Source organism: Plantibacter elymi (nom. nud.), assembly GCF_900177795.1.
GTDB lineage: Bacteria > Actinomycetota > Actinomycetes > Actinomycetales > Microbacteriaceae > Plantibacter > Plantibacter elymi.
The window spans coordinates 540,830-564,826 of sequence record NZ_FXWJ01000001.1; the positions used below are offsets into that span (position 1 = coordinate 540,830).

At 69.4% G+C, this 23,997-nt stretch carries 27 protein-coding genes; 16 read left to right on the plus strand and 11 right to left on the minus strand.

All coding sequences use genetic code 11. From position 1 onward, the window contains the following. Positions 1–113 precede the first annotated feature (113 nt). A complete protein-coding gene (locus tag CCK91_RS19885) occupies positions 114–605 on the minus strand; it encodes a TetR family transcriptional regulator (RefSeq protein ID WP_242664370.1) in 492 nt (163 codons plus the stop codon). Between the two features lie 130 nt (positions 606–735). On the opposite strand from CCK91_RS19885, the gene CCK91_RS02575 reads away from it, so the two are divergent. After that, complete coding sequence (locus CCK91_RS02575; protein ID WP_086472722.1) at positions 736–1,782, plus strand: NAD(P)-dependent alcohol dehydrogenase; 1,047 nt, start codon at positions 736–738, stop codon at positions 1,780–1,782. Between the two features lie 2 nt (positions 1,783–1,784). Here CCK91_RS02575 and CCK91_RS02580 read toward each other — a convergent pair whose 3' ends face one another. The 3 genes from CCK91_RS02580 to CCK91_RS02590 all read right to left on the minus strand — a co-directional run bounded on the left by CCK91_RS02580 (position 1,785) and on the right by CCK91_RS02590 (position 5,275). After that, positions 1,785–3,680, minus strand: a complete 1,896-nt coding sequence (locus tag CCK91_RS02580) for an FAD-binding monooxygenase (RefSeq protein WP_086472723.1) — start codon at positions 3,678–3,680, stop codon at positions 1,785–1,787. Between the two features lie 133 nt (positions 3,681–3,813). Further along, a complete protein-coding gene (locus CCK91_RS02585; protein ID WP_086472724.1) occupies positions 3,814–4,347 on the minus strand; it encodes a hypothetical protein in 534 nt (177 codons plus the stop codon). Between the two features lie 34 nt (positions 4,348–4,381). Further along, complete coding sequence (locus CCK91_RS02590; protein WP_086472725.1) at positions 4,382–5,275, minus strand: pentapeptide repeat-containing protein; 894 nt, start codon at positions 5,273–5,275, stop codon at positions 4,382–4,384. A 345-nt stretch (positions 5,276–5,620) separates the two neighbouring features. Here CCK91_RS02590 and CCK91_RS02595 point away from each other — a divergent pair, with 345 nt between their 5' ends. Genes CCK91_RS02595 through CCK91_RS02605 form a run of 3 tightly spaced genes read left to right on the plus strand, consistent with a single transcriptional unit; the run spans position 5,621 to position 6,724 of the window. Then, positions 5,621–5,875 (plus strand): type II toxin-antitoxin system RelE/ParE family toxin, encoded by a 255-nt coding sequence (locus CCK91_RS02595; RefSeq protein ID WP_304442361.1) that lies wholly within the window; start codon positions 5,621–5,623, stop codon positions 5,873–5,875. Next, positions 5,868–6,185 (plus strand): XRE family transcriptional regulator, encoded by a 318-nt coding sequence (locus tag CCK91_RS02600; RefSeq protein WP_165766967.1) that lies wholly within the window; start codon positions 5,868–5,870, stop codon positions 6,183–6,185. Before CCK91_RS02595 ends, CCK91_RS02600 begins: the two co-directional genes overlap by 8 nt. Further along, the gene (locus CCK91_RS02605) at positions 6,182–6,724 is read left to right on the plus strand and encodes a hypothetical protein (protein WP_133059914.1); all 543 of its coding nucleotides are present in this window, start codon (positions 6,182–6,184) and stop codon (positions 6,722–6,724) included. Before CCK91_RS02600 ends, CCK91_RS02605 begins: the two co-directional genes overlap by 4 nt. Before the next feature lie 13 nt (positions 6,725–6,737). Here the strand turns inward: CCK91_RS02605 and CCK91_RS02610 are convergent, their stop codons facing one another. Beyond that, a complete protein-coding gene (locus CCK91_RS02610; RefSeq protein WP_086472729.1) occupies positions 6,738–7,550 on the minus strand; it encodes an isocitrate lyase/PEP mutase family protein in 813 nt (270 codons plus the stop codon). Positions 7,551–7,612: 62 nt separating this feature from the next. Then, entirely contained in the window at positions 7,613–8,182 is a 570-nt protein-coding gene (locus tag CCK91_RS02615; RefSeq protein WP_086472730.1) for a hypothetical protein, read from the minus strand. Positions 8,183–8,268: 86 nt separating this feature from the next. On the opposite strand from CCK91_RS02615, the gene CCK91_RS02620 reads away from it, so the two are divergent. Beyond that, positions 8,269–8,661 carry a hypothetical protein gene (locus tag CCK91_RS02620; protein ID WP_086472731.1) on the plus strand — a complete coding sequence of 131 codons (393 nt, stop codon included), beginning with the start codon at positions 8,269–8,271 and terminating at the stop codon, positions 8,659–8,661. A gap of 43 nt (positions 8,662–8,704) precedes the next feature. Continuing rightward, positions 8,705–9,121, plus strand: coding sequence for a hypothetical protein (locus CCK91_RS02625; protein WP_086472732.1), 417 nt, complete (start codon positions 8,705–8,707; stop codon positions 9,119–9,121). A gap of 21 nt (positions 9,122–9,142) precedes the next feature. Here the strand turns inward: CCK91_RS02625 and CCK91_RS02630 are convergent, their stop codons facing one another. After that, positions 9,143–9,988, minus strand: a complete 846-nt coding sequence (locus CCK91_RS02630) for a helix-turn-helix transcriptional regulator (RefSeq protein ID WP_086472733.1) — start codon at positions 9,986–9,988, stop codon at positions 9,143–9,145. 100 nt (positions 9,989–10,088) lie between these two features. Between CCK91_RS02630 and CCK91_RS02635 the strand changes: the two genes are divergently transcribed. The 3 genes from CCK91_RS02635 (at position 10,089) to CCK91_RS02645 (ending at position 13,053) form a co-directional block, all read left to right on the plus strand. Further along, on the plus strand, positions 10,089–10,844 hold the full coding sequence (locus CCK91_RS02635; protein WP_086472734.1) for an SDR family oxidoreductase: 756 nt from the start codon (positions 10,089–10,091) through the stop codon (positions 10,842–10,844). Positions 10,845–11,033: 189 nt separating this feature from the next. Then, the gene (locus CCK91_RS02640; RefSeq protein ID WP_086473132.1) at positions 11,034–12,002 is read left to right on the plus strand and encodes an alpha/beta hydrolase; all 969 of its coding nucleotides are present in this window, start codon (positions 11,034–11,036) and stop codon (positions 12,000–12,002) included. 64 nt (positions 12,003–12,066) lie between these two features. Next, on the plus strand, positions 12,067–13,053 hold the full coding sequence (locus tag CCK91_RS02645; RefSeq protein ID WP_086472735.1) for a hypothetical protein: 987 nt from the start codon (positions 12,067–12,069) through the stop codon (positions 13,051–13,053). A 51-nt stretch (positions 13,054–13,104) separates the two neighbouring features. On the opposite strand, the gene CCK91_RS02650 is transcribed toward CCK91_RS02645, so the two are convergent. Further along, positions 13,105–15,543: a glycoside hydrolase family 2 TIM barrel-domain containing protein gene (locus CCK91_RS02650; protein ID WP_086472736.1), complete on the minus strand. Its 2,439-nt coding sequence runs from the start codon at positions 15,541–15,543 to the stop codon at positions 13,105–13,107. Positions 15,544–15,710: 167 nt separating this feature from the next. Here CCK91_RS02650 and CCK91_RS02655 point away from each other — a divergent pair, with 167 nt between their 5' ends. Next, complete coding sequence (locus tag CCK91_RS02655) at positions 15,711–16,778, plus strand: LacI family DNA-binding transcriptional regulator (RefSeq protein WP_207568167.1); 1,068 nt, start codon at positions 15,711–15,713, stop codon at positions 16,776–16,778. Positions 16,779–16,829: 51 nt separating this feature from the next. Here CCK91_RS02655 and CCK91_RS02660 read toward each other — a convergent pair whose 3' ends face one another. Continuing rightward, on the minus strand, positions 16,830–17,729 hold the full coding sequence (locus CCK91_RS02660) for an NAD-dependent epimerase/dehydratase family protein (RefSeq protein ID WP_086472738.1): 900 nt from the start codon (positions 17,727–17,729) through the stop codon (positions 16,830–16,832). 65 nt (positions 17,730–17,794) lie between these two features. Between CCK91_RS02660 and CCK91_RS02665 the strand changes: the two genes are divergently transcribed. Next, positions 17,795–18,109 carry a metalloregulator ArsR/SmtB family transcription factor gene (locus CCK91_RS02665; RefSeq protein ID WP_086472739.1) on the plus strand — a complete coding sequence of 105 codons (315 nt, stop codon included), beginning with the start codon at positions 17,795–17,797 and terminating at the stop codon, positions 18,107–18,109. Between the two features lie 51 nt (positions 18,110–18,160). Here the strand turns inward: CCK91_RS02665 and CCK91_RS02670 are convergent, their stop codons facing one another. Beyond that, positions 18,161–19,057, minus strand: a complete 897-nt coding sequence (locus tag CCK91_RS02670; RefSeq protein ID WP_086472740.1) for an alpha/beta hydrolase fold domain-containing protein — start codon at positions 19,055–19,057, stop codon at positions 18,161–18,163. Between the two features lie 171 nt (positions 19,058–19,228). Between CCK91_RS02670 and CCK91_RS02675 the strand changes: the two genes are divergently transcribed. Continuing rightward, complete coding sequence (locus CCK91_RS02675) at positions 19,229–19,723, plus strand: GNAT family N-acetyltransferase (RefSeq protein ID WP_079000799.1); 495 nt, start codon at positions 19,229–19,231, stop codon at positions 19,721–19,723. A 27-nt stretch (positions 19,724–19,750) separates the two neighbouring features. Here CCK91_RS02675 and CCK91_RS02680 read toward each other — a convergent pair whose 3' ends face one another. After that, the gene (locus CCK91_RS02680; protein WP_086472741.1) at positions 19,751–20,644 is read right to left on the minus strand and encodes a DUF808 domain-containing protein; all 894 of its coding nucleotides are present in this window, start codon (positions 20,642–20,644) and stop codon (positions 19,751–19,753) included. Positions 20,645–20,777: 133 nt separating this feature from the next. Here CCK91_RS02680 and CCK91_RS02685 point away from each other — a divergent pair, with 133 nt between their 5' ends. The 4 genes from CCK91_RS02685 (at position 20,778) to CCK91_RS02700 (ending at position 23,974) form a co-directional block, all read left to right on the plus strand. Beyond that, positions 20,778–21,179: a (R)-mandelonitrile lyase gene (locus CCK91_RS02685; RefSeq protein WP_086472742.1), complete on the plus strand. Its 402-nt coding sequence runs from the start codon at positions 20,778–20,780 to the stop codon at positions 21,177–21,179. A gap of 132 nt (positions 21,180–21,311) precedes the next feature. Next, on the plus strand, positions 21,312–22,469 hold the full coding sequence (locus tag CCK91_RS02690; protein ID WP_086472743.1) for a hypothetical protein: 1,158 nt from the start codon (positions 21,312–21,314) through the stop codon (positions 22,467–22,469). Positions 22,470–22,606: 137 nt separating this feature from the next. Further along, on the plus strand, positions 22,607–23,623 hold the full coding sequence (locus tag CCK91_RS02695; protein WP_242664211.1) for an alpha/beta fold hydrolase: 1,017 nt from the start codon (positions 22,607–22,609) through the stop codon (positions 23,621–23,623). Between the two features lie 90 nt (positions 23,624–23,713). Beyond that, entirely contained in the window at positions 23,714–23,974 is a 261-nt protein-coding gene (locus CCK91_RS02700; protein ID WP_086472744.1) for a hypothetical protein, read from the plus strand. Positions 23,975–23,997: the final 23 nt, after the last annotated feature.

Below are 23,997 nucleotides of genomic sequence, written 5' to 3' on the forward strand. Positions count from 1 at the left end.
GACGGCGACTCGCGATCGCCGTCCTCCTGGGGCTGGGCGCGATCGTGGCGCTCCTCGTGATCGGTACGACGGTGCTCAGCGCGGCGCTCGTCGTGGTGCTGATCCTCGCCGCGTTACTCCTGAGTGCAGAGGCCTGCGCGGATCGTCGCAGCCAACGCTGTGCGCCGACGGTCGTGGACCTCTGGCGCGTCGGCGGACGTGGCGACGACCGTCATGGACGCCTGCGCCCACGTCGCCGCGGTCGAGATGAGCAGCGCCCAGACGTCGGCCGGGTCGAGGTCGGGCCGGATCGATCCCGCTCGCTGCTCCGCCTCGATGTCCCGGAGGTGGCGGAGGTCGTGGTCCTCGAGGCCGCTGTAGAGGTACCCGGTGCTCTCGCGTTCGAGCCGCTTCCACATGACGAGGCGGGCGAGCGCAGGATCGGCGAGGTAGTCGTCGTACAGCCTGGCCGCGTACTCGGGGAGCTCGGCCGCCGTGAACGGCACCCGATCGCCGTTGGCGATGACATGCGCGTCGAAGACGGCATCGAACAGCTGGTCCTTGGCGCCGTAGTAGGCGTAGATCATCGGCTTGCTCATGCCTGAGCGCTGGGCGATCCTGTCCACCCGTGCGCCGGCGATGCCGTGGGTGGCGAACTCCTCGGTCGCGGCGTCGAGGATGCGCTGACGAGTCTGTTCTGCGGTGTTCATCGATCGAGTGTATCGATACTACCAACTAGTAGGTAGTATCGACCGCATGCGCACAACCGCCCTCATGTCCACCGCCGCCCCTCGGTCGCTCCAGCAGACCGTCATCGAACGCCGCGAGCTCCGACCGGACGACGTCGACGTCCGCGTCACGCACTGCGGCGTCTGTCACAGCGACCTGCACGCGCTCGCCTCCGTGGGCCCGGATGCGGGGCTCGTGCCCGGTCACGAGTTCGTCGGCGAGGTCGTCGCCGTCGGGTCGGACGTGACGTCCTTCGCGCCCGGCGACGCCGTCGCCGTCGGCAACATCGTGGACTCCTGCGGAACCTGCACGATGTGTCTGCGGGACCAGGAGAACTTCTGCGTCGAGTTCCCGACGCTCACGTACGCCGGCCGCGACCGCATCGACGGCAGTACGACGCTCGGCGGGTACTCCGGGCGCTACGTCGTGCGCGACAGCTTCGTCTACCACCGCCCGACCTCCCTCGACCCGGCCGGTGTCGCACCCCTGATGTGTGCGGGCATCACCGTCTGGGAGCCGCTCCGCACCAACGGCGTCGGGGAGGGGACGCGACTCGGCGTCGTCGGCCTCGGCGGTCTCGGTCACCTCGCCGTCCGGCTCGGTCGCGCGCTCGGTGCCGAGGTCACCGTCTTCACCACGTCCGAGGGCAAGTCGACCGACGCGCTGCGGCTCGGGGCGTCCCGGGTGGTCGTGTCGACCGATGCCGACGCCATGGCTGCGGCGGCCGGCAGCCTCGACCTCGTCATCGACACCGTCTCGGTCGGGCATGATCTCGCGCCGTACCTCCGCGTCCTCGACCTCGACGGGACGCTCTGCTCGCTCGGCTACCTCGGCCCGATCGACATCCTGACCATGGACCTGCTCCTCGGCCGGAAGCGTCTGACGTCGGCCGGGAGTGGTGGTCGCCGGTGGACGCAGGACCTCCTCGACTTCTGCGGCACCCACGGCGTGACGGCGGACGTCGAGGTGGTCCCGGCTGCGGACGTGGACGTCGCGCTCGATCGGCTGGCCCGCAACGACGTCCGGTACCGCTTCGTGCTGGACCTCGCCGACATCGACGCCGAGCTCGCCTGACGTCAGGAAAGCGTCGTCTGCCGTCCCGTCACGCCGTCGAAGAACACCGCGAGCTCTGCGGTGGCCGTGAGCGGGAGGACGTGGGCGACGTACTGGTCCGGCCGCACGACGACGACGGCACCCGCTCGGTCGACGCCGCGCTCGGCGAAGATGTCGACGTCGGGATGGCGGGCGTAGACCTTCTCGTAGTCGACGAGGTCGAACGGGCCGACGCGCGGCAGGAACACCGGCGGAACGGTGCCGAGATCGATGTCGGTGTGCCGCTGCTGGTAGACGATCTTCACGTCGAACCAGTCGTCGGCCCGCACGCCGTCGGGCACCACGCGGAGCGGTGACTCCGGTGCGTCCTGCAGCCAGGCGGCGAGCGCCGCCGATCGGCCAGACGCCGGCGAGGCGTCATCCGCGAAGACGTAGATCCGCCAGCGCCCGTCGGCCGTGGCGTGGTGTCCGAGATGGATGTGGTTGGCGTCCGCGACGCGCGAGGTGAGGGAGGACTTGAACCGCTTGCCGATCGGGAAGCCGCTTGCGAGGTGCTGGTGGGTCGCCTCGCCGACGATGGCCGACGGGGTGTACTCCGTCATGAAGCCCGCCGGGAACTCCGCCGTCCGCACGTAGAAGTCGGCGAGCTCGGAGGGGTCGTCGAACTCCTCCGGCCGCTTGGCCATGAGGCTCGACCACTCGCGGTCGAAGTCGATGAGCTCCCGGGCGACGACCTGACGCTCGGCCGAATACGTCGCCAGCAGGCTCTCCGGGCTCCGGCCCTCGAGCACGTGGCCGAGCTTCCATGCCAGGTTGAAGCCGTCCTGCATCGACACGTTCATCCCCTGCCCGGCCTTCGCGCTGTGGGTGTGGCAGGCGTCGCCGGTGATGAAGACGCGCGGCGTGCGCGTGCCGAGTTCGTCGATCGGGACGTCGTCGAAGCGGTCCGTCAGGCGATGACCGACCTCGTAGACGCTGTGCCAAGCGACGTGCTTCACGTCGAGCCGGTAGGGGCTCAGGATGGTGTTCGCGTGGTCGATGATCTGCTCGATCGAGGTCGACCGCACGGCCTCGCTGCCGCCCGACGGCACCTCGCCGAGATCGACGTACATGCGGAAGAGGTGCCCGCCCTCGCGGGGGATGAGCAGGATGCTGCCACCGGAACCCGACTGGATGGCGCACTTCGTGCGGATGTCGGGGAAGTCGGTGACGGCCAGGGCGTCCATGACGCCCCACGCGTGGTTCGCCTGGTCACCGGCCAAGGTGCAGCCGATCGCCTGGCGGACGGCACTCCGGGCGCCGTCGGCCCCGATGACGTACTTCGCGCGGACGGTCCTGGTCGCACCGGAGGACTCGTCGCTCGTGTCCAGCAGCGTGACCGCGACAGGGTACTCCGCCGCGTCGTCGATCTCGAGTCCCTGGAACGCCCACCCGTAGTCGGGTCGCATCCGGGTCGGGGCGTTCGCCATGTACTCGGCGAAGTAGTCGAGCACGCGGGCCTGGTTCACGATGAGGTGCGGGTACTCGCTGACGCCGGTGGTGTCGTCGAGTGGTCGGGCGCCGCGGACGATCCGACCTGGGTCCTCGGCGTCGGGCTGCCAGAACGCCATCTCGGTGATGCGATACGCCTCGGCGGTGATGCGCTCGGCGAAGCCGAAGGCGTCGAAGGTCTCGACACTGCGCGCCTGGATGCCGTCCGCCTGACCGATCGCGAGGCGTCCCGGTCGACGCTCGACGATGCGCGTGGTGATGGACGGGAATCGGGACAGCTGGGCGGCCGCGATCATGCCCGCCGGCCCGCTGCCCACGATGAGGACGTCGACCTCGTCTGGGAGGTCCTCGGGCCGATCGACCCCGACGCCCTCTGCGGGCAAGACCCGCGGATCACCGGAGACGTAGCCGTGGTGGTGGAACTGCATCGATTCCTCACTTCATTGTCAAGAATTCGATAATGGAACACGCTGTTCGCTTATCGCACGGCAGACACTACCCTGCACCGGCGCACGGTGGAAGACCGTTCGCCGGTGCAGGTGCAGCTCGAGTCGCGGGAGCTCAGCCCTTCGTCGCCCAGGTGCCGAGGTCCTTGACCTCGACGACCGTGGGCAGAGCGTCCTTGTCGCCGAGGAAGGCCTGGCAGGCGACCAGCGGGGCGTCGGGGGACACTCCGGCCGTCGCGTTGCCGTCCGGGGTGCAGTCGAACTGACCCAGGACCTTGATGGGCTGGTAGCTGCCCGTGCCGCTGAGCTTCCATTCGTCCGTCGTCGGCACGGGGAGCGCGGAACGGTCGGCGTCCTTGATGTCGCCGTCCGTCAGCGTGACCGAGTAGGTGACGAAGTAGGGGGTCTTCCCCTCGTCCGACGGCGTCGACTGCACGCCCATCTCGGCGAGGTCGCTGAGCTTCCCCTCCCGCACGTCGTCGATGGCGAACGACATCTCGACGCCCGTCCCGACCTCGACGGTCACGCCCGTGCCGAGCGCCAGAGCGTCGTCGGGTGCCTGCTGCGGGCTCGAGCACCCGGTGAGGGCGATCCCGGCGGTCGCTGCGACGAGGGCGGTCAGGGCGAGGGTGCGGTGCAAGCGGATCATGTCATCGACGGTATCGGGGACGGCCGCCCGAGGCCTACGGGGACAACTCCCCATCTGTCGGGGAGGAGGTGTGACTCGCCGTCGCCCAGTGCCCCGGTCGGTCGAGGGTGGCCGGCAGGAGCGTCGCCTCGTCACCTCGTGCCGCGTTGAGCTGCATCTGGGTGAGGAACAGGGTGTCCGAGAGGTCGGCTCCGTCGAGTCGTGCACCGCGGAGATCGGCGCCGAGCAGGTCCACGCCTGCCAGGTCCGCTCCGCGGAGGTCCGCGCCGATCAGGATCGCCCCGCGCAGATCGGCTCCGCACAGTCGACGGGCGCGCAGGTCACGGCCGGCGAGGTCCGCGGAGGGGTGGAGGTCGTCGTCCGGCGCGGTGTCGGCCAGGTACCCGCCCCGCGCCTCCTCGCTGACGTCGATCAGCACACTTCGGATGTCAGCGCGGAGGGACTCGACGTCGTAGGCGAGTATCTCGGAAGTCCCACCGTCGAGCGTCCGCTGGATCCCGGTGCGGAGTCGGCTGATGTGCGCCACCAGGTCTGACGCTGCCGTCCGCTCGGCGGCTTCGACGAGGTACCAACTCATCTCCTGCAGCTGGCGCACCACGGAGAACGTGGCGAACATCTCGGCGCTCGGGCCTGGGCGTTCCCGCCAGCTCGTGCCGCCGAAGAGCTCCTGCGAGACGAGCTGGCCGGCACCGAAGCAGTCGAAGACGGTGCATCCGCGGAACCCTCGTGGGCGCAGGGATTCGTGGATGGTGCAGGAGAAGTCGTCCGCCAGATTGAGGCAGGGCGTTCCCGCTGGTTTGTCGATCGGGAAGTCGGTCGATCGTTGGAACCCGAAGGCGGTGCAGCAGAGCGCGAAGCAGTCAGCGCAGTTCGCGCGAAGCGCCGAGCGGTCGTCGGAGGGGGTGGAGGAAGCGTCGATGGACGTCATGCGTGGGTGTTCTTTCCGGAGTGGTTTCGAGTGGGGGCCGGGGTGCAGGGGAACTCCGCAGGGAGCTCCCGTTCCGGGCGCACGAAATCACCGCCCCTCGTGGGAGGAGCGAACGGGTGTCGCTGAAAGGCCTCTGGGTCACAGAGCGAAAGAACGGTTCACTGCCCCCAGGGTATCGGAGGGCGTCGGATCGGCATGCTCGATCGCGTTGCTCACAGAACCCAAGGGTTCTAAGATGATGTGGTGGAGAACACCTGGGACATTCGACTTTGGCCTGACGTGGAGGCGCAGATCCTTGCTTTGGCCGAGTTCGATCCTGATCTCTGCGATTAGATCACCGCTCGTATCGACATGCTGTCCGAATATGGCCCGTCGCTGGGGCGTCCCATCGTGGATCGGATCAAGGGCAGCACGATCCACAACATGAAGGAGCTTCGCGCGGATTCGATTCGGATCCTCTTCGTGTTCGATCCGAAGAGTCGTGGGATTCTCTTGGTGATGGGTGACAAGCGCGGCGACTGGAGAGGCTGGTATCCGCCAGCGATCAAGACCGCAGAACAGCGATTTCGTGAATGGCAGAAGGGTGATGACGATGAGTGAGAAGCCAGTGAGTTGGGAGAGCGCGCGCGCGAAGTTGGGCCGAGATCCGGAGCGCGTCGCCGCCGCTCGCCATGCCGCCGAGTCAGAAGTGCTCGCCTATCAACTGGTCACGCTGCGGAAGGAAGCTGATCTGACGCAGACGGAGCTCAGTAAGACGATGGGCGTATCGCAGCGTCGTGTGTCGGCCATCGAACACGGGCAGCTTGAGTCGTTCGAACTCGACACCATCAGGAAGTACGTCGCCGCGTTGGGTGGTCAGGTCCGGGTTGTCGCCGACTTCGGGGATCGCAGCGTCACCCTTGCGAGTTGACCTTCTCGCAGGCCTGTGATCGCATCGAGCAGGTGAGTATGCGTCCATTGGTGCTCTCCGGTGGTCCTGCGGTCGGGAAGTCGACCTGCGGCAGGCGCCTCGCCGGAGAGCGTGAACGAGCGGCGTTCATCGATGCCGACGACGTTCGGCAGCTGATCGTCGCCGGTGACGCGACGCTCTGGAGCGGTCCCGAAGGTCGAGCACAGCACCTGCTCGCGGTCCGGAACGCCGCGGCGCTCGCTCGCAACCTCGATGACGCCGGCTTCGACGTGGTCATCGCGGACGTCGTGTCGGCTGACGCGCTCGCGGCCTACCGTGCCGAACTCCCCGACTGCCTCGTGGTCCAGCTCGCACTCCCGGTGGAGGACGCGCGAGATCGTGCCGCGACGCGCCCCGCGTATCTGACTGACGCCGAGTTCGATCTGCTGCACGATCTGCTCGCATCGCCGCCAGAGGTCGACGTCGTCCTGGACGTCTCCGGCTTCACGATCGACCGACAGCTCGAGGCGATCCGCGACGTGTGGTCGGCGTCCCGCTGATCCCGCCGGGGGCTCAGTCCCGGATGAGCTGGTTCAGTGCGGCCCAGCCGAGCGTGGGCGATGATGCGGGAGCCGCATCGGGCGTCTCGAGCATCGCTGTCGCCCACTGCTGCGCGAGGCTGTAGGCGGCCTCGGCGATCGACGAACCCGCGCTGATGCGACTCGCACCGGCTCTCGCGAGCTCGCTGATCGTCAGCGTTCCCGGACCGAAGGCGACGTTGAGCGGCAGCGTCGTCGCGTCGGTGAGCCGCTCGATCGTGTCGGCTCGGAGGGCACCGAGCACGAAGATCCCGCTCGCGCCGGCCCGTGCATACGCAGCGGCACGCGTCACCGTCTCGTCGAACCAGCGGTCGCCTCCGATGTCGCCGAGTCGATGCGTGTCGATCCGGGCGTTGATGAAGAGCGGAATCCCCACGTCGTCAGCGGCGGACCGTGCTGCCGCGATCCGTCGTTCCTGTTCCTCGATCGGGCGCAGCGAGTCCTCGAGGTTCACCCCGGAGGCGTCCGCGTCGATACAGGAGGCGATCGTGCTGGCGACCTCCTCCGGTGTCTCTCCGTAGCCGCCCTCGATGTCCGCGGTGACCGGGACGGACACCGACGATGCGATCCGTCGCACGGTATCGAGGGCGTCGTCGCGGGTCAGCTCGTTCCCATCGCGGTGCCCGAGCGACCAGGCGACCCCGGCACTCGTCGTCGCGATCGCGCGGGCGCCGGACGCCAGGATGGCGCGGGCGGAGGCGACGTCCCAGGCGTTCGGCAGGATCAGCGGGTTTCCGGGGACGTGCATCGCCTGCAGGACGAGCGCGCGTTCGAGCGGTGTGGTCATCAGGCAAGTCCAGCACATCTCGCCTGGCCGTTCGACCGCGTGGGTGGCTGAGACCCTGGGGGTCAGCGGACGGAAGGCGTGAGGGCTGAGCTCAAGCGGGACATCGGGATCGCGCCGGGGAACGGCTCGCGCGTCGGCTCCCAGCCCGGTTCGGTGAGACGCCGCTCGGTGACGTTCTTCGTCTGCCCGTCCCAGATCCTTGTGAGGACATTGCCGGTGCGCCGGCTCAACATCGTGATGATCAGGTTGAGCGGCGAGATCGGGACGGGCATCTCGACGTCGAGCAGGATGCAGAGCCGACCCGAGTACAAAAACTTCGGATCGTGGTTCACGAACCACCCGCCGCCGCCGATCCGCAGGTAGGTCTCGCCGATGTATCGCGTGGCACCGTCGTTGAAATCGGTGTCCTGCTCCTGCGCGAAGGCGTGGCGGTCCGGCCAACGGTGGAGGATGAGCTGCTCGAGGGAGACGAGCGAGTCCCGCGAGTAATCGGTGACGACCTCGCGCGGTGTGAGGAAGTCCTCGAATCGTGCGAGGCGCGGGTGCATGATCTCCAGCCACTCGATCAGCAGCTTGTCCTGCTCCGGTGCGGGTGATTGCTCGCCGGTCTCGGTGCGTCCGTCGTCGTTCATCCCTCGAACGTACGCGGTGGGCGACGGGCAGGGAAGAGGAGCCGTCTGCCGGAACTCGTCCGCGACGCACCGCGATACGGTTGGGCATGTCCCGGATCTTCGTGGTGTTCGGCTATGTGTACGCGGCGATCGCCGTCGTCACGGCGGTCCTGATCGCGGCAGCGACCTGGTTCCTCGTCAAGGTGGACGCGTACCCAGGCGACAGTGCCCTGTGTCAGAACGCTCCGGCAGGCGCTCTGGTCGCGGAGAACCCGGCGCCGGCGTTGGAACTCTCCTTGTTCCCGTTCGGGTACCAGTGCGTGTACCCGATGGTCGGAGGCGGCACGGTCGCGACGCCTCCGACGGACTGGTCGGCGACCCAGGGAATGGCTGTGGCGATCGCCTTCCTGGTGACGGGGCTGGTCGCAGCGATCGTTGCCGGGTCGATTCAGCGCCGGGGCGTTCGACCCGTCGGCACGGCACCCTGCCCGTATGGTTGACCCGTCCGCAGGTGCGCGGTCGTCGTCCCCCTAGGAGGTAGCCGTGCGTGTCTTCGGTGTCTTTGCCCTCGTGCTCGCCGCCGTCGGCCTCGTGGTCGCCTCGCTGGTCGTGATCGGCAACCCGGATCTGGCCGCACCCGGTCCGCAACTCCTGCCGTACCAGGCGTACGACTCCTGGCGCTTCACCCTCGGCCTCCTGCTCTGGGGCGCGGGTGTCTGGCTCGCGGTCGGCATCCTCGCGGTGTCGCGTCAGCCGGGGCTCGCCTGGCTCGTGCTGCTCGCGTTCATCCCGCTGCTCGTGGTCGACCTGATCGGCGGCGGGCTGATGCCGAGCTTCGTCCTGGCGCTCCTCGCGGTCGTCGTCCTCGGGCTGGTCGTCCCGGTGATCGTCGGGGTCGTCGGCGCCGCGATCGGCGGGGCTGTCCGGCGTCGGAAGGTGCGGACGGCACCGACGGCCTGAACCGTTCGGCCGGCGCTTGCGCTACCGCGCACCCTCGAAGGTCTGGGTGCCGAGGACGGCGAGCAGCTTGAGCTTGCCTGCGGCCTCGGTGTGCGGCGCGGCCGTGAGGACGAGGAGTGCCTGCGACTGGTCCTCGGTGAACAGGGCCTGACAGTCCAACTCGATGGGGCCGATCTCGGGGTGGATGAGCACCTTGTGGTCCTCGAACCGCCGCCCGACCTCGTGCGTCGCCCACAGTCGCCGGAACTCCTCACTGTGCCCGGAGAGTGCCTCGACGATCTCGCCGGCCGGCGACTGCGCCCCCAACGAGCCGTAGGCCGCACGGAGCGACGCGACTTGCGATCGACTCTGTCGGTCCCGGTCTTCGGCCGGGTATCGCTCGCGCTCCTCCGGGTGCAGGAACCAGCGGTAGATCGCGCTGCGTTCCAGGCCCCGGTACCGGCTCGCATCACCGAACAGCGCCCGGGCAGGATCGTTCTGGACGAGCGTCTCGCCGAGCGCCGACAGGATGAGCGCGGGGGCGTCGGTGAGTCGGTCGAGGACACGCAGGAGCGCTGGTGCGACGTAGTCGGTCGCTGCGAGACGGGTCGGCGCGTTGTGTCCGGCGATCCGGTACAGGTAGTCGCGTTCCTCGGCGCTCAGCCGGAGCGCCCGCGCGAGCGAACCCAGCATCTGCGTGCTCGGCTGCGGACCCCGCTGCTGCTCGAGCCGCGCGTAGTAGTCGGTCGACATCGCTGCGAGCTGCGCGACCTCCTCGCGTCGGAGCCCCGCCGTCCGTCGCCGAGGTCCGCTGCCCAGACCGACGTCCGAGGGCTGCAACGTCGATCGGTGTCGGAGGAGGAAGTCGGCGAGCGCTGGGCGATCCATCCCGCCAGTATCCGCCCCTGGGGCCGCCCGATCCAGGGATCACGGATCCATGGATCGCCGGACCCTGGTGCGGCCGTCGTCACCGCCGGAGACTCGATGCATGCAGATCACCGGAAACACCGTCTTCATCCCCGGCGCGACGAGTGGCATCGGCCTCGCTCTCGCACGACGCCTCCACGCAGCCGGCAACACCGTCATCATCGGCGGGCGACGCACCGAACTCCTCGAGTCGATCGCCGCCGACGAGCCCGGTCTCCACACCGTGCGGATCGACACAGCAGATCCCGCGAGCATCGAAGCCGCGGCGAAGCAGGTCATCGCGGAGCACCCGGAGCTGAACGTGCTCATCACGATGGCCGGCGTCATGCGCGGGGAGGACTGGACCGGTCCCGACTTCGTCGCGACCGCCGAGGAGATCATCACGACGAACGTCCTCGGGCCCATCCGGCTCATCGGCGCGTTCATCGAGCAGCTCCGCAGCCGACCGGACGCGACGATCATGACCGTCTCGTCCGGGCTCGCCTTCACCCCGCTGCGGGTGACGCCGACCTACAACGCGAGCAAGGCGGCCATACACATGCTGAGCGAGTCGATCCGCCTCCAGCTGGCGGACACGGGCGTCCGTGTCGTCGAGCTCGTCCCGCCGGCGGTCCGCACCTCGCTCATGCCCGGCCAGGAGGAGAGCGACTTCGCGATGCCACTCGACGCGTTCGCCGACGAGGTCATGGGCCTCATCGAGTCGCAGCCCGACGCCACGGAGATCCAGGTCGAGAACGTCAAGTTCCTGCGCTACGCCGAGGTGCGCGGCGAATACGACCAGACGGTCGCGATGCTCAACCGCCTCGACCCGCACTAGGCGCGTTCGTTCGCCCGGATCTGCACGAAATCAGGCTGAGATCGTGCAGATCCGGGCGACTCAGCGCGCCCGGAGCCCGCCAGATGGCGGTGTGATGCCGGGAAGACGGGCACGTTCGGCGGGTGAGGCGGGTCGCCGCGAGCAGCAGACTGGGGACACCGTCATCCGCTGTGGACATTGGAGTTCATCATGACCGCGACCGCGAACCACCCGCCCTTCGATCCCGAGCTCGCCGCGGTCCTCGCCGCCATCGGCGATCTGATGCCCTCGACGCTCACCGCCGACATGATCCCGATGCTCCGGCAGGCGTCACCGGTCTCGCTCCCGGTGGACGACATGCTCTCCGAAGCCGGGGTCGAGCGCCGCGATCTGACCATCGCCGGGTACGAGGGTGCCGAGATCTCCGTCTCCGTGCTCGCGCGAGCCGGTAAGACCGGCACCGGGCCAGGCGTGTTCCACACCCACGGTGGCGGGATGGTCATGGGCGACCGCTTCGTGGGGCTCGGCCAGTTCCTGCCGTGGATCGTCGAACTCGACGCCACGGTCGTGACCGTCGAGTACCGACTCGCGCCGGAGTACCCCGACCCGTACCCGGTGGAGGACTGCTACGCCGCGCTCGTCTGGACGGCGGAGCACGCGCAGGAACTCGGCATCGATCCGGCTCGGTTCATCATCGCCGGAGCGAGTGCCGGTGGAGGGCTCGCCGCTGGTGTCGCGCTCCTGGCCCGCGACCGGAGCGGCCCGGAGCTCGCCGGACAGGTCCTCATCTACCCGATGCTCGACGACCGCGACGCCACCGTCTCGACCGCGCAGATCGACGGCGTCGGCGTCTGGGACCGCGGCAGCAACATCACCGGCTGGACCGCACTGCTCGGCGACCGTGTCGGTGGCGACGACGTCTCGATCTATGCCGCCCCAGCACGCGCAACCGATCTGACCGGCCTGCCACCCGCCTTCATCGACTGCGGCAGTGCAGAGGTCTTCCGTGACGAGGACGTCGCCTACGCGACGTCGCTCTGGCAGGCCGGCGTCCAGGCCGAGCTCCACGTGTGGCCGGGTGGGTTCCACGGATTCGACATGCTCGCGCCGCACGCCGAACTCGCTCGGGCCATGACCGCGGCCCGGAACGCCTGGGTCGCTCGCCTGCTCGCGCCCTGAGGCCATCGCCTGCGACGGCTCGGTTCCCTATGCTGGGTCGTCACAGGCACATCGGAGTGACGCCATGCAGGAACTCGTCGGCCGCCTCACCGCTTTGGACCCCGAGGCGAGTGAAGGCCTCAAGGTCATCGCCTACTTCGACGCGCTCGTCGCGGGCGGGGTGAACACCGAGGCGCTCACCCGCGGGGCAGCCGTCCTGGCCGGGGTGCCCGCAGGAGCGCGTACGCCCGAGGCCGCCGTCCGCGTCGATCCTGCCGGCCACCGTCTGCCCGTCGAATCCGCAGACTGGCCGACGCGCACGGTCGCCGGTGACGGGTCCGTCTGGTTGGAACGCGTCGGAGTCGCCCACGCCAACGACGCGATCGTGCTCGAACGGTTCGCGCTCGCCGTGGCGCTGCTGCGGTCGCGGCGTCACCCGCAGGCGGAATCCTCGGTGCAGATCCTGCTCGATGCCGACCGTTCCGAACCGGAACGATCGCAGGCCGCCGAACGGCTGTCCCTCTCCGGCTCCGCCCTGCGGGTGATCGCGACGTCGCCGTCGGTGCATCCGCCGGGTGGGCCATCGGCCCTCATGGTCGGCGCTGGTGGGATGCTGCGCGCCACGATCGTCAGCGGTCCCGACTCGGTGACGGGACTGTCTGCTGTCGACGGCGTGGCCGGAATCGGACGCCCGGGAGTCGCGACACAGCTGGTGCGATCGTGGGCGGACGCACAGTCGGCCATCAGCATGACGGACGCCTCCCACCGGGTCGTCGACATCGCGGACCTCGGCATCCTCGCTGACGCGGTCCGGGAGTTGGCCGCCACCGCCGCCGGGGTGCCGGACGTCTCGGCGCTCGCCGCACTCGACGACCGCGCCGTGCGGGTGCTCGACGCGCTGGTGCGAGGCGACAGTGTGCGGTCAGCTGCGCAGGAGCTCGGCATGCACCACTCGACGTTGCAGGGCAAGCACGAGCACTTCACCCGGATCCTGGGGTACGACCCTCGCGAGCCCGTCGGCCGGGCGCGCTACGAACTCGCCTCGCTGCTGCTCAGATCCATGGGGCGTTGAGTCGCCCGGTTCTGCACGGAATCCGGCGATATCCGTGCAGATTCGGGCGACTCAGCGACCCGCTGCCTCCAGATCCAGGACGACGTCGTCGAGGCCGGCGCCGCTCACCGTCACCGTGATGGCGCCGGCCCCGCTCGGCCGGACGATCGCCAGCGCCCGTCCGTCGAACGTGGTGCGTGTGGTCGCGTCGAAGCGTTCGGTCGTCTTCGGGGTGCCGGTTCCGAAACCCGCGAGCCGACCAGCGCCCGTGACGCTGACCGAGACCTCGCGGTCGGCGCCGGTCACCAGGACGCCGGCCGCATCACGCAGCTCGATCGCGATGAAGGCGAGATCGGTGTCGTCGGCGCGGAGCGTCGACCGGTCGGCGGTCGCCACGAGCCTGGTCTGGCCCGTGGCGGAGACGAGCGCGGTGCGGCCGACCTCCGCGCCTGAGCGGAACGCGACCGCCTCGAGCGTGCCCGGCCGGTAGACGGTCTCGAACTCGGCGAGCTTCGGCCGGCGTCCACCCACCGGCCCCCGCGCCACCTCGACACCGTCGAGCAGCAGGGCCACTTCGTCGGCGTCGGCGGCGACCTCGACCGTCACCGGCGCGCCCTCGAAACCGGGCCACGTCCACGAGTCGACCGAGTCGCTCCACGCCCACGGGGACTGCATCGTGATCGTCTGCCCGTGCCGTTCCGGTCGGAGCACCGCGATGGCCGGCTCGGACCGCAGACCGAAGACGATCTCCCGGTAGTACGACACCGGCCGCCGCCAGCCGGTGATGTCGAAGTCGCCGCACCACGCGGTGAGGTAGGGGAACTCGCGCTCGAGGGCGCCGTTCGCCTCGGGGTCCTCGGCGTAGGAGGTCGCACCGATGCCGACCTCACCGAGGTAGTCCCAGCCGGTCCAGGTGAAGTCGCCGATCACGTTCGGGTTCGCCTCGACGAGCGGCCAGAGGTCGCCGATCTGTGTCGGGAACGTCTCCGAGCCGACGATCACGCGGTGCGGGAACCGCTCGGCATCGCTCGCGTAGCGGCCGTCCGCGTAGTTGAGGCCGAGGACGTCGAGCGCCGCGCTGGACTCCTCGGTGCGCATCGTGACGGCGTCGGAGGAACCGATGAGACTCATCATGTTCGCGCCCGCTTCGCCCATCAGCTCGTTCAACCCCTGGTCCGACGCCATGATGTCGTCCAGATCGTCGAGCACGGCCAGCGTCGCGTTCACGCCGTTCGTCACGAGTCGTGTCGGATCCAACGCGCGCACGTGCTCGGCGAGTTCCCTCGCCTGGATTGCACCGTGCGGGGTGCCGACCTCGACGATCTCGTTGCCGATCGAGTACATGATCACGCTCGGATGATTCATGTCCTTCGCCACCATCGACTCCAGATCGGCCCGCCACCACTGCGCGAAGTCGAGGGAGTAGTCGTTGTCCGTCTTGCCCCGGCCCCACATGTCGAAGGCCTCGTCCATGACGAGCATGCCGATGCGGTCGCAGGCGTCGAGCATGGCGGGCGATGCCGGATTGTGGGCCGCGCGGATCGCGTTGAAGCCGGCGTCCTTGAGGAGCTGGACACGCCGTTCCTCGGCGCGCGCGATCGATGCTGCGCCGAGCGGACCGTTGTCGCTGTGGATGCAGGCCCCGCGCAGGAGCACCGGCTCGCCGTTGATGCTGAGACCCTTCCGCGGGTCGACGGTGACCGTGCGGATGCCGTGGACCGTGTGGACGACGGCCGCGTCGTCGGCGGGTCGGTCGTCGACCTCGAGCGAGGTCCTCGCCGAGTACAGCGCCGGTGAGTCGACGCTCCACAGGGCTGCGTCCGGCACGTAGAGCCGCTGGCGGACGAGCGCGGTCCCGCCTGGCGCGACCGTGACCGGCGTGCGTTCGCCCTCCACCATGCTCCCGTCAGGGCCGGCGAGTTCCGTCGCGAGGACGCGCGCACTCCTGGTGAGACCCCGGTTGACGATGGTGGTCGCCACTTCGAGCACCGCCTGGTCGTCCTCGATCCGGATCGTCGTGATGCGGACACCGTCGGGCTCGATGTGCGTGGGTTCGTCGACATGGAGGAGGACCGGGCGGTGCAGGCCGGCTCCGGCGTACCAGCGGGAGTCCTGCCCTGCGCGGGTCTCGATGCGCAGCGTGTTCGTCTCGCCGAAGCGGAGGAACGGGGTGAGGTCGACGAAGAAGCGCGCGAAGCCGTCGGCACGATTGCCGGCGAGCTCGTCGTTGAGGTACACCATCGCGTGCCGGAACGCCCCCTGGACCTCGAGCCGGACGATGCGACCGGACCACTCGGTGGGGACCTCGAAGGTCTTCACGTGGCTGAAGGCGCCGGTGGGGTAGTAGGCGGCCCCGCCCTTGGCGAGTGCGTCCGGCAAGCGCTCGGCGTCGCGCAGGGCGTCGTGCGGGAGGGCCACGATCAGCGAGTCGTCCACACCGCCCTGGACGGCGGCGAAGGGGCCTCGGGGTGCGCGGAGGATCCAGTCGGCGGTGAACGGGATGCTGGTCATGACGTGCTCCAGTGCAGATCGGGGTGACGAAAGTCTTTCGGCGTGGTGCGCCGTGATCCCGAAGGTAAGCGAGACTGCGAGACGTCGTCAACGCGTCGATTCGAAACAGTTTCGCTAGGCTGGGCGCGACCGGCGGCCGCTCGCCGCGGGACGAGGGAGGGCTCTCGATGGCACGCACACCCATGACGGGCCCGACGCTGGCGTCGATCGCAGAGCGTGCCGGTGTCTCGATCGCGACCGTCTCGAAGGTGATCAACGGTCGGTCGGGTATGTCCGAGGCGACCCGTGCGCGGGTCGAGGAGGCCGTGCGCGAGCTCGGGTACCGCCCGACACCCCGATCGATCCCCGGTGCTCCGCGAAGCATCCACGTCGTGTTCGACACCCTGCACAGCGTCTACTCCCTCCGTGTCCTCGACGGCATGGTCGCTGCGGCACGGCGGTCGGACGTCGATCTCGTGACGCGGGTGCTGTCGCCCGGCTCCGAGTTCGTCGAGAACGGCATCGGTGGTGCGGCTGCAGGCGGGGTGGCGCTCGACCGCAGCTTCATCGACGGCGTCGCCGCGCGAGGTGCGATCGGCATGATCGTCGTCACGACGCCCATCGCCGTCGACGTCGTCGACGCCTGCCTCGACGCGGGGATCGCGCTCGTCGCTGTCGACTCTCCCGATCCGCTCGACCGCTCGGTCGCGAGTATCGGCTCGAGCCACGGCGCCGGCGGGCAGCAGGCGGTCGAGTATTTGCTCGATCTCGGCCATCGGCGGATCGCCTTCGTCGGAGGCAACCCGGCGAATCCAGGCCTGCGGGCGCGCGCCGTCGGGTACCGCGAAGCGCTTCGCGGGGCCGGCATCCCGCTTGATCCCGACCTCGTCTCCGAGGAGGGGATGGGGACCTCGTCGACGGCGGTCCTGCGCATGCTCGCTCTCGACGAGCCGCCCACCGCCGTGTTCGCGACCAACGACGCCGACGCGTTCGCGGTCATCCGCACGGTCGTGCAAGCCGGGCTGCGGGTGCCGGACGACGTGAGTGTCGTCGGCTACGACGACACGTACTCGGCGATGCTGACCGTCCCCCGCCTCACCACGGTCCACACGTCCATGCACGACATCGGACGCGCAGCGGTCGACACCCTGCTCCGCCTGCATGCCGGGGAGAAACCGTTCTCCCACCACCTCGAGCTCGCGACCATGCTCGTCGAACGTGAGTCGACGGCGCCGCGCCTGACCTCAGCCCCCTGAGCTGCCCGAATCTGCGCGATTCCGCACGGATTTCGAGCAGTTCCGGGCGACTCAATGGGATGAGCGCGACAGGCGGAGGTCGCCGAGGGTGAACCGGCCGACGGGGAGCGCGGCACGGATCCGGGACTCGTCGAAGCGGCGTGACGGACGGAGGTCCGCAGGGAGTTCCGGTGCGGGTGGAGCGGACTCGCTCACGCCCTCGGCCAGCATCTGCGCCTGCGCCTTCGCCACCAGTGGCGTCTTCATGAGGTGTTCCGTCGCGCGCGCGAGCAGGCGGATCGTCCACACGGGGACCGGGACGTAGAGCGGGCGGCGTCCGGCCACGTGCGCGATCCGGCGCACGGCCGCACCCAGCTCGAGTTCCTCGGCGCCCATGACCGCGACCGTCGGCTCCGACACCCTGCCCTCGAGCGCTGCGACGAGGACGTCGACGGCGTCCGCTACCGGCACCGGACGCACGCGACGCTCACGGTAGCCGACGGTCGCGAACACCGGGAAGGTGCGGACGGCCTTGGTGACGTGATCGACCATATGGTCGCCTGCGCCGTAGATCATGCCGAACTTGAGGACGGTGTGCGCGAGGCCCGAGCTGCGCACGATCTCCTCGGCCGCCCACTTCGTCTCGTGGTACCCGGAGCCGCAGTCGGGGCGCGCGCGGAGGAAGCTCACCAGCACGATGCGACCGACACCGGCGCGGCGGGCCGCGTCCACGACCGCCCGGGTGCCGTCGACGTGCACGCGCTGGAAGGTCTGGTCGCCGAGCTCCCGGTTGATCCCGGCGCAGTGCGCGACTGTGTCGCAGTCGGCGAACGCGGCGGCCAATGCCTCGACGTCGTCGATCTCCACGCCGGTGCGTCGAGAGACGACGACGATCTCGTGGCCGTCGTGCTGCAGTCGCTCGGCGAGGTGTCGTCCGACGAACCCGGTCCCACCGGTGATGGCCACTCGCATGCCGTCTCCTTCGCTTGTTAGCAATATAGCGAAACTGTATATCGCAATTGTGCTAGATTGCAAACATGGCAGATACAGCGTCGGACATCTTCGCCGCGCTCGCTCATCCGACGCGGCGGCAGATCCTGCAGGACCTCAAGGACGGCGAGCTCGCCGCAGGGGAGATCGCCGCACGCTTCGACGCCACCGGTCCGACCATCTCGCGGCACCTGAGCGTCCTGCGCCAGGCCGGCCTCGTCTCAGAGCGCCGCGACGCGAACCGCATCCTCTACTCACTCGTCGGTGAGCGCCTCGCGCTGTCGGTGGGCGACTTCCTGTCCACCGTGTGCCCGGAGCAGATGGTCCTGCGCGAGGTCCGGAAGCGCCGGACCCAGCCCTGAGCTGCCCGAATCTGCGCGATTCCGCCGCGATCTCGAGCCGTTTCGGGCGACTCAGCGCAGCCCGCGCGTGACGCTGTGGACGATCGTCTGCGTGGCGGCATGTCCGGCGCGGGTCGGCAGCAGTGCCCAGACGTGGAACTGTCCGGCGCCCTCGTGGTAGTCGACCGTGACGCCGGCCGCTTCGGCTCGGTCGACGAGCAACTCGGCGTCGGGGTTGAGGACGTCGCGGGTCCCGCTCAAGACCGTGAGCGGCCCGAGCCCGGCGAGGTCGCCGAACAGGGGGCTCACGGTCGGATCGGCGATGTCCAGGTCGCCGCGCCAGTGCTCCGCGAACACGCGTCCGCCGGGCGTCGCCAGCCAGGGGTCGCTCGGTTGCACGAGCGGGATCCGCGGGTTGCTCCAGGTGAGGTCGAGCGCTGGAGACAGCAGGGTGGTCATCGGCAGGACGACGCCCTCGTCCCGGAGTCGGAGCGCTGCCGACAGGGCGATCTGACCGCCGGCCGAGTCGCCGGCGAGGACGGTCGGCCCGTGCTGCTCGATGCTGCGCCGGACTAGCTCGACGACGCCGGTCTGTGCCATGGCCGCGGTGCCGTAGGGCACGAGCGGGTAGATCGGCAGCGTGACCACCGCGCCGGTCTCCGCGGCGATGGTGGCGGCCAGCGTCCAGTGCTGCGGTGCGATCTCGCCGACCCAGCCGCCGCCGTGCGCGTACACGACTCCGCCGATCGCGGGTCGTTGCGTGGGGGACACGGTGTACACCGGCCAGTCTCCGAAACGTTTGACGTCGACCCGGACGTCGCTGCGGAGGGTGCTGGGCGGACCGTAAGACGCCGGCCGGAGGGTGCGCTCCCGGATCCGGCGGCGCGCGCCGGCCTCACTCACGAAGGCGCGGTTCGCGCGGATCAGTCGGAGCGCGGGGCCGACGACGGCGCCTGGGATGGTGAGCACGGTGCCTCCGCGGTTGACGGGTTCCTGGGTCTCGCCACGGTAGCAGCGCAGGCTGGGCAGGAGTCCCCGTCATGCTGGAGGTGAAGCGCTCCGACGGGTCTGCGTCGTGGGACACTGGCAGACGGCGGCGACGTGCCGATCGCGCCGCAGTAGCCGTCCCGAAGGAACCGCATGCCCGAGCTGAACCCCGTCGTCATCGAGCGAGTCGCCTGGGACGACGAGCGGGCCGTGCGGCTCCGCGCCGCGATGGACGAGGAGATGGACGCACGGTACGCGTCGGCCTGGGAGGACTGGGACCCGGCGGCTGCCGAGCGAGCGCTGACCGCGTTCACCGTCGATCCTGCCGACATCAGCGCGACCTTCCTGGCCCTCATCGACGGCGAGCCGGTCGGCCACGCCGCCCTGCGCCGACTGCACGGCGAATGGGAGCTCAAGCGCGTCGTCACCCTCCCGGCTCACCGCGGGCGGGGCGTCTCGAAACGCCTGATCACCGCCGTCGAGGACACCGCCCGTGCCGAGGGGGCGTCCCGCCTCATCCTGCAGACCGGCGACCGCCAGCCCGAGGCCGTGCGGCTCTACGAGTGGCTCGGCTACGAGCCCATCCCGATCTACTCGCCGTACGAGGTCATCCCGATGTCGCTCTGCTACGCCCGCCCGCTCCGTTAGCCGCCCCCGGAACCACGGCTGTCGTCGCTAGTGCGCAGCCTTCGCGGGCTGGTTCCGCGAGCGCAGCTTCGAGATCCCGGTCACGATCGCGACGACGATCAGACCGAGGACGAGTCCGAACACGGCGGACATCGCGGTGTCGGCGATCCAGACGACGACCGGTCCGGCGGCCTCGATCGCGTGGGTGACGACGTGCAGGAGGTCGTACGGGCCGTGCCAGAACGTCTCGGCGAGGTTCGCGATCACGAGGTGGCCGCCGACCCAGAGCATCGCGACCGTGCCGACGACGCTGATGACGCGGAAGACCGCGGGCATCGACGCGACGATCCGTGCACCGGTGCGGCGGACGCCGCGTGACGGGTTCTTCATGAGCCGGAGTCCGATGTCGTCGATCTTCACGAGCAGGGCGACCGCGCCGTAGACGACCGCCGTCATGACGAGGCCGATGACCAGGAGGGCGCCCAGTGTCATCCAGATGCCGAGCCCGGAGTCGAGGCTGGCGAGGGAGATGAGCATGATCTCCGTGCTGAGGATGAGGTCGGTGCGGACCGCCCCGGAGACGAGCTTCTTCTCGTCGCGGACGTCCTCCTCCGCCTCCGCGTGGTGCATGCCGAACCACTCCATGACCTTCTCCGCGCCCTCGAAGCACAGGTAGGTGCCTCCGATGATGAGGAGGAACGGCAGGACCCAGGGCGCGAACGCGGTCAGCAGCAGGGCGATCGGGATGATGATGACGAACTTGTTGATGAGGCTGCCGCGGGCGATCCGCCAGACGACCGGCAGTTCCCGCGCGGGGGTGAGCCCTTGCACGTACTGCGGGGTGACGGCCGCATCGTCGATGACGACGCCGGCGGTCTTCGCACTCGCCTTGAGGGCTGCGCTGAGGATGTCATCGACAACGGCGAGCAGGCCGACCGACATGTGCTTCTCCTTGGCTCGGGGGTCACGCCGCCGCGGGCTCGGCAGGGACGGAGTCCACAGTACTGTCGTGATCGCCGAAGGGTGTACTGCTGGACACTCCCTCGCCGACGTGCACGGCCGTAGCGTCGTCCGTATGCAGATCCAACCGAAACCCGCGACGATCAAGAACCCCGCCGAGCAGTTCACCGGCGACGTCTACCTCGACCTGCTGGCCGCGCCGCAGCAGGACGGCCAGCACATGGTGGTCGCGAAGGTGCGATTCCTCCCCGGCGCCCGCACCGCATGGCACTCCCATGCCAACGGGCAGACGCTCCATGTCACCGAGGGCGTCGCCCTCATGGGTACGCGCGACGGTGCCGTTCTCGTCGTCCAGCCGGGCCAGACGGTCTACACCCCGCCCGGCGAGGAGCACTGGCACGGGGCCACGCCGGACGACTACATGGAGCACCTCGCGATGTTCGAACGGGCGGACGACCCGGCCGCGAGCACGACCTGGCTCGAGCACGTCGCCGAAGCCGACTACCACCGCCCCTGATCGACTGCCCGACCGCGACCCTGCTTCTCCGCTGTGGAGAAGCGGGCGTCCTCCCCAGAGGTAGGGAGGCCTCCCTTCCATGCGGATGCCACCCCGGTACTGTTGGCACTCACGACAGATTGGGGATTTCGAATGGTCGAGACCACACCGCGCCGCTCACGGTCGGCCGTGCTCGCGCTGACCTTGACGATCGGAACGCTCGTCGCAGCGGCGATCATCGGCGGATACTTCATCATCGTCGGCGATCAGGCCGACATCGCCGGGCGGGTCTGGCTCACGCTGCTGCTGCTCGCGGCCTTCGTCGGTGCCGTGTCGCTCGACGCCGCAGCTGGCCACGGACCCAACAAGTGGTACCTCGCGGTGTCGACGTTGGTGAACATCTTCCTCGTCACCGTCGGCCTCCTGAAGCTGTGGAACGGGTGGCTCCAGCCGCCGAACACCTCCGACGGGTTCGTCTGGTCCACGCAGATCATGCTGTTCATCGGCATCCTCATCATCGTGCGTCTGGCGCTCATCATCATCCAGGTGTACTTCCTCCACTTCGTCACCCGCGCCACGTCCACCGTGGTCAGGGCCACCGGCATCGTGACGATCGCGCTCATCATCGCCACGGTCCTCGTGCTCGTGCTGCCCATGGCGTTCCCCGAGGGCACCTGGGCGGACTGGTGGTGGCGCATCGCCGCGGCCACGACGCTCGCTGCAGCGATCTCCGCCGTGATCCCCGTGATCGTGCGGGCGTTCTCCCCGAAGCCGGAGGGCGAGCGTGTGAGCTACGGGCAGCAGCCGTACCGTCCGGAGGTCTACCAGCAGGCCGCGCCTGGCTACCCGGTGCAGGGTTACCCGGGTCAGCAGGGATACCAGGGCCAGCAGGGCTACCCGGGACAGCAACCGCCGCAGCCGTTGCAGGGGCAGCCGTACCCCCAGCAGCCGTACCAGGGGCAGCAGCAGCCGTATGGCGGCCAGCCGAACCCTGGCCAGCCGAACCCCGGCCAGTATGGGCAGGGGCACCCCGGGCAGGGCTACCAGGGGCAGCCGGCTCCGCAGCAGCCTGCCCCACAGCAGTTCACCCCGCAGCAGCCGGGCCAGCAGTGGCCCACGCCGTCCTGGCAGGGCTCCGCGCCCGGGCAGCCTGCTCCGGCCCAGCCCGCGCCGCAGCAGTGGGGGCCTCCGCAGCCGCAGGTTCCGTCGTCACCGGTTCCGCCCGCGCCCACGCAGCACGAGCAGCGTCCGCAGGAACCGAAGCAGCCGACGGAGCCGCAGCAGCCGCAGAGCCCGCCGCCCGCCGAGTAGGCGAACCGACCAGGAGCCGGCTGGAAGCCCACCGCTTCCAGCCGGCTCAGTCGTCGGTCGCACTCGAAGCCGCGCTTTACTTGCGCACAATTGCGTAGGCGTGTCGGGCATGTCCTCGCCCAGCGGCGGATGTGGCGATGCGCTCGCTCCGTGAGGATGGAATCGGCGCGGTGCGACCGCCCGCCGCCGACTCCTCACGATGGGTGACGATGCGCAAGCTCCTGAAGGTTCCACTGATCTCGATCGCCACGATCGCCGGCCTCATCGCAGCGGGTCTCGCGACGACGAGCATCGTGAACGCCGTCGCGAGTTCGTCGGAAGCGGGCGACCTGCAGCCCTATGGGCAGTTGGTCGACGTCGACGGCAAGGACATGAACGTCGTCATCAGTGGTTCCGGCGCCGAGACGATCGTCCTGCTGCCCGGGCAGGGCACCGCGGCACCCGGCCTCGACTTCGAGCCGCTCGTCGCCGAGCTCCGCGATCAGTACCGGGTGGTGGTGGTCGAGCCGTTCGGCTACGGCCTCAGCGATCAGACGGACGTGCCCCGGACCTCGGCCAACATCGCCGGCGAGGTGCACGCCGCCCTGCAGCACCTCGGCATCGACCGCTACGTCCTCGCCGGACACTCGATCGCCGGCATCTACGCCCTCGAGTATCTGGAGCGGTTCCGCGCCGAGGTGACGGCGTTCATCGGGATCGACACGAGCGTCCCGACCCAGCCCGGAAGTGACGAGCCGACACCCACCGACGGCGTCGACACGCTGAAGGCCCTCGGCATCCTCCGCCTCCTCACCGCCAGCGCGCCCGACCCGTACGAGGGCCTCCCGTACGACGCCGCCACGAAGCGCCAACTCGCGATCCTGACGAACCGCAATGCGATGTCGCCGACGCTGCTCGACGAGATCGCCCACACGCCCGGCAACTTCAAGGCGGCCCGATCCCAAGCGTTCCCGGCCGACCTGCCGATCCTCATGTTCGTCGTCGGCGACGACCCGGAACTCTCCGACTGGGTGCCCCTTCACGAGGAGCAGCTCGCCGGAGTCGACCGGAGTGAACTCGTCCGACTCGACGGCGGCCACTACCTGCACCACACCGAGGCGACGGTGATGGGCGAGGACATCAAGCGGTTCCTCGCCGACACGCCGGGAGACTGAATCCGCGGCCGATCCGGGCTGGCGTGTCGTCGGATGTCGGGTTAGGCTCACTCTCTATCGAACGTATGTTCGAACGACGGGAGGCCACGCATGTTGATCACGAGCACCGAGATCGCGGTCTGGACGACGCCGGCAGGCGTGCCGGAGCGACTGTTCTGGGACGGAGCCCGGTACCTCGTCACCGACACCCCGACACCGCTCGAGCCGAACGTCTCGTTCGTCACCCATCCGCCCGCGGCGACCCCCGCCTGGCGGTTCCAGGCGACCGCTGCAGACGGCCGGTCCTTCGTCTTCGACATCCGACTCGACAGCGCGCGCGGCCGCTGGCAGCTCCTCCGAGCGTACGAATGAACCGCTCAGACCGTCGCCCGGGT

Bases quoted from the DNA above. Each gene is read 5' to 3' on its own strand.
- CCK91_RS02630 (WP_086472733.1), bottom strand. From the start codon at position 9,988: ATGGATCGCCCAGCGCTCGCCGACTTCCTCCTCCGACACCGATCGACG.
- CCK91_RS02615 (WP_086472730.1), bottom strand. From the start codon at position 8,182: ATGAACGACGACGGACGCACCGAGACCGGCGAGCAATCACCCGCACCG.
- CCK91_RS02660 (WP_086472738.1), bottom strand. From the start codon at position 17,729: ATGCGAGTGGCCATCACCGGTGGGACCGGGTTCGTCGGACGACACCTC.
- CCK91_RS02610 (WP_086472729.1), bottom strand. From the start codon at position 7,550: ATGACCACACCGCTCGAACGCGCGCTCGTCCTGCAGGCGATGCACGTC.
- CCK91_RS02600 (WP_165766967.1), top strand. From the start codon at position 5,868: ATGAGTGAGAAGCCAGTGAGTTGGGAGAGCGCGCGCGCGAAGTTGGGC.
- CCK91_RS02650 (WP_086472736.1), bottom strand. From the start codon at position 15,543: ATGACCAGCATCCCGTTCACCGCCGACTGGATCCTCCGCGCACCCCGA.
- CCK91_RS02580 (WP_086472723.1), bottom strand. From the start codon at position 3,680: ATGCAGTTCCACCACCACGGCTACGTCTCCGGTGATCCGCGGGTCTTG.
- CCK91_RS02690 (WP_086472743.1), top strand. From the start codon at position 21,312: ATGGTCGAGACCACACCGCGCCGCTCACGGTCGGCCGTGCTCGCGCTG.
- CCK91_RS02585 (WP_086472724.1), bottom strand. From the start codon at position 4,347: ATGATCCGCTTGCACCGCACCCTCGCCCTGACCGCCCTCGTCGCAGCG.
- CCK91_RS02575 (WP_086472722.1), top strand. From the start codon at position 736: ATGCGCACAACCGCCCTCATGTCCACCGCCGCCCCTCGGTCGCTCCAG.
- CCK91_RS02645 (WP_086472735.1), top strand. From the start codon at position 12,067: ATGCAGGAACTCGTCGGCCGCCTCACCGCTTTGGACCCCGAGGCGAGT.
- CCK91_RS02620 (WP_086472731.1), top strand. From the start codon at position 8,269: ATGTCCCGGATCTTCGTGGTGTTCGGCTATGTGTACGCGGCGATCGCC.
- CCK91_RS02590 (WP_086472725.1), bottom strand. From the start codon at position 5,275: ATGACGTCCATCGACGCTTCCTCCACCCCCTCCGACGACCGCTCGGCG.
- CCK91_RS02695 (WP_242664211.1), top strand. From the start codon at position 22,607: ATGCGCTCGCTCCGTGAGGATGGAATCGGCGCGGTGCGACCGCCCGCC.
- CCK91_RS02640 (WP_086473132.1), top strand. From the start codon at position 11,034: ATGACCGCGACCGCGAACCACCCGCCCTTCGATCCCGAGCTCGCCGCG.
- CCK91_RS02675 (WP_079000799.1), top strand. From the start codon at position 19,229: ATGCCCGAGCTGAACCCCGTCGTCATCGAGCGAGTCGCCTGGGACGAC.
- CCK91_RS02655 (WP_207568167.1), top strand. From the start codon at position 15,711: ATGGCACGCACACCCATGACGGGCCCGACGCTGGCGTCGATCGCAGAG.
- CCK91_RS02685 (WP_086472742.1), top strand. From the start codon at position 20,778: ATGCAGATCCAACCGAAACCCGCGACGATCAAGAACCCCGCCGAGCAG.
- CCK91_RS02680 (WP_086472741.1), bottom strand. From the start codon at position 20,644: ATGTCGGTCGGCCTGCTCGCCGTTGTCGATGACATCCTCAGCGCAGCC.
- CCK91_RS02665 (WP_086472739.1), top strand. From the start codon at position 17,795: ATGGCAGATACAGCGTCGGACATCTTCGCCGCGCTCGCTCATCCGACG.
- CCK91_RS02700 (WP_086472744.1), top strand. From the start codon at position 23,714: ATGTTGATCACGAGCACCGAGATCGCGGTCTGGACGACGCCGGCAGGC.
- CCK91_RS02635 (WP_086472734.1), top strand. From the start codon at position 10,089: ATGCAGATCACCGGAAACACCGTCTTCATCCCCGGCGCGACGAGTGGC.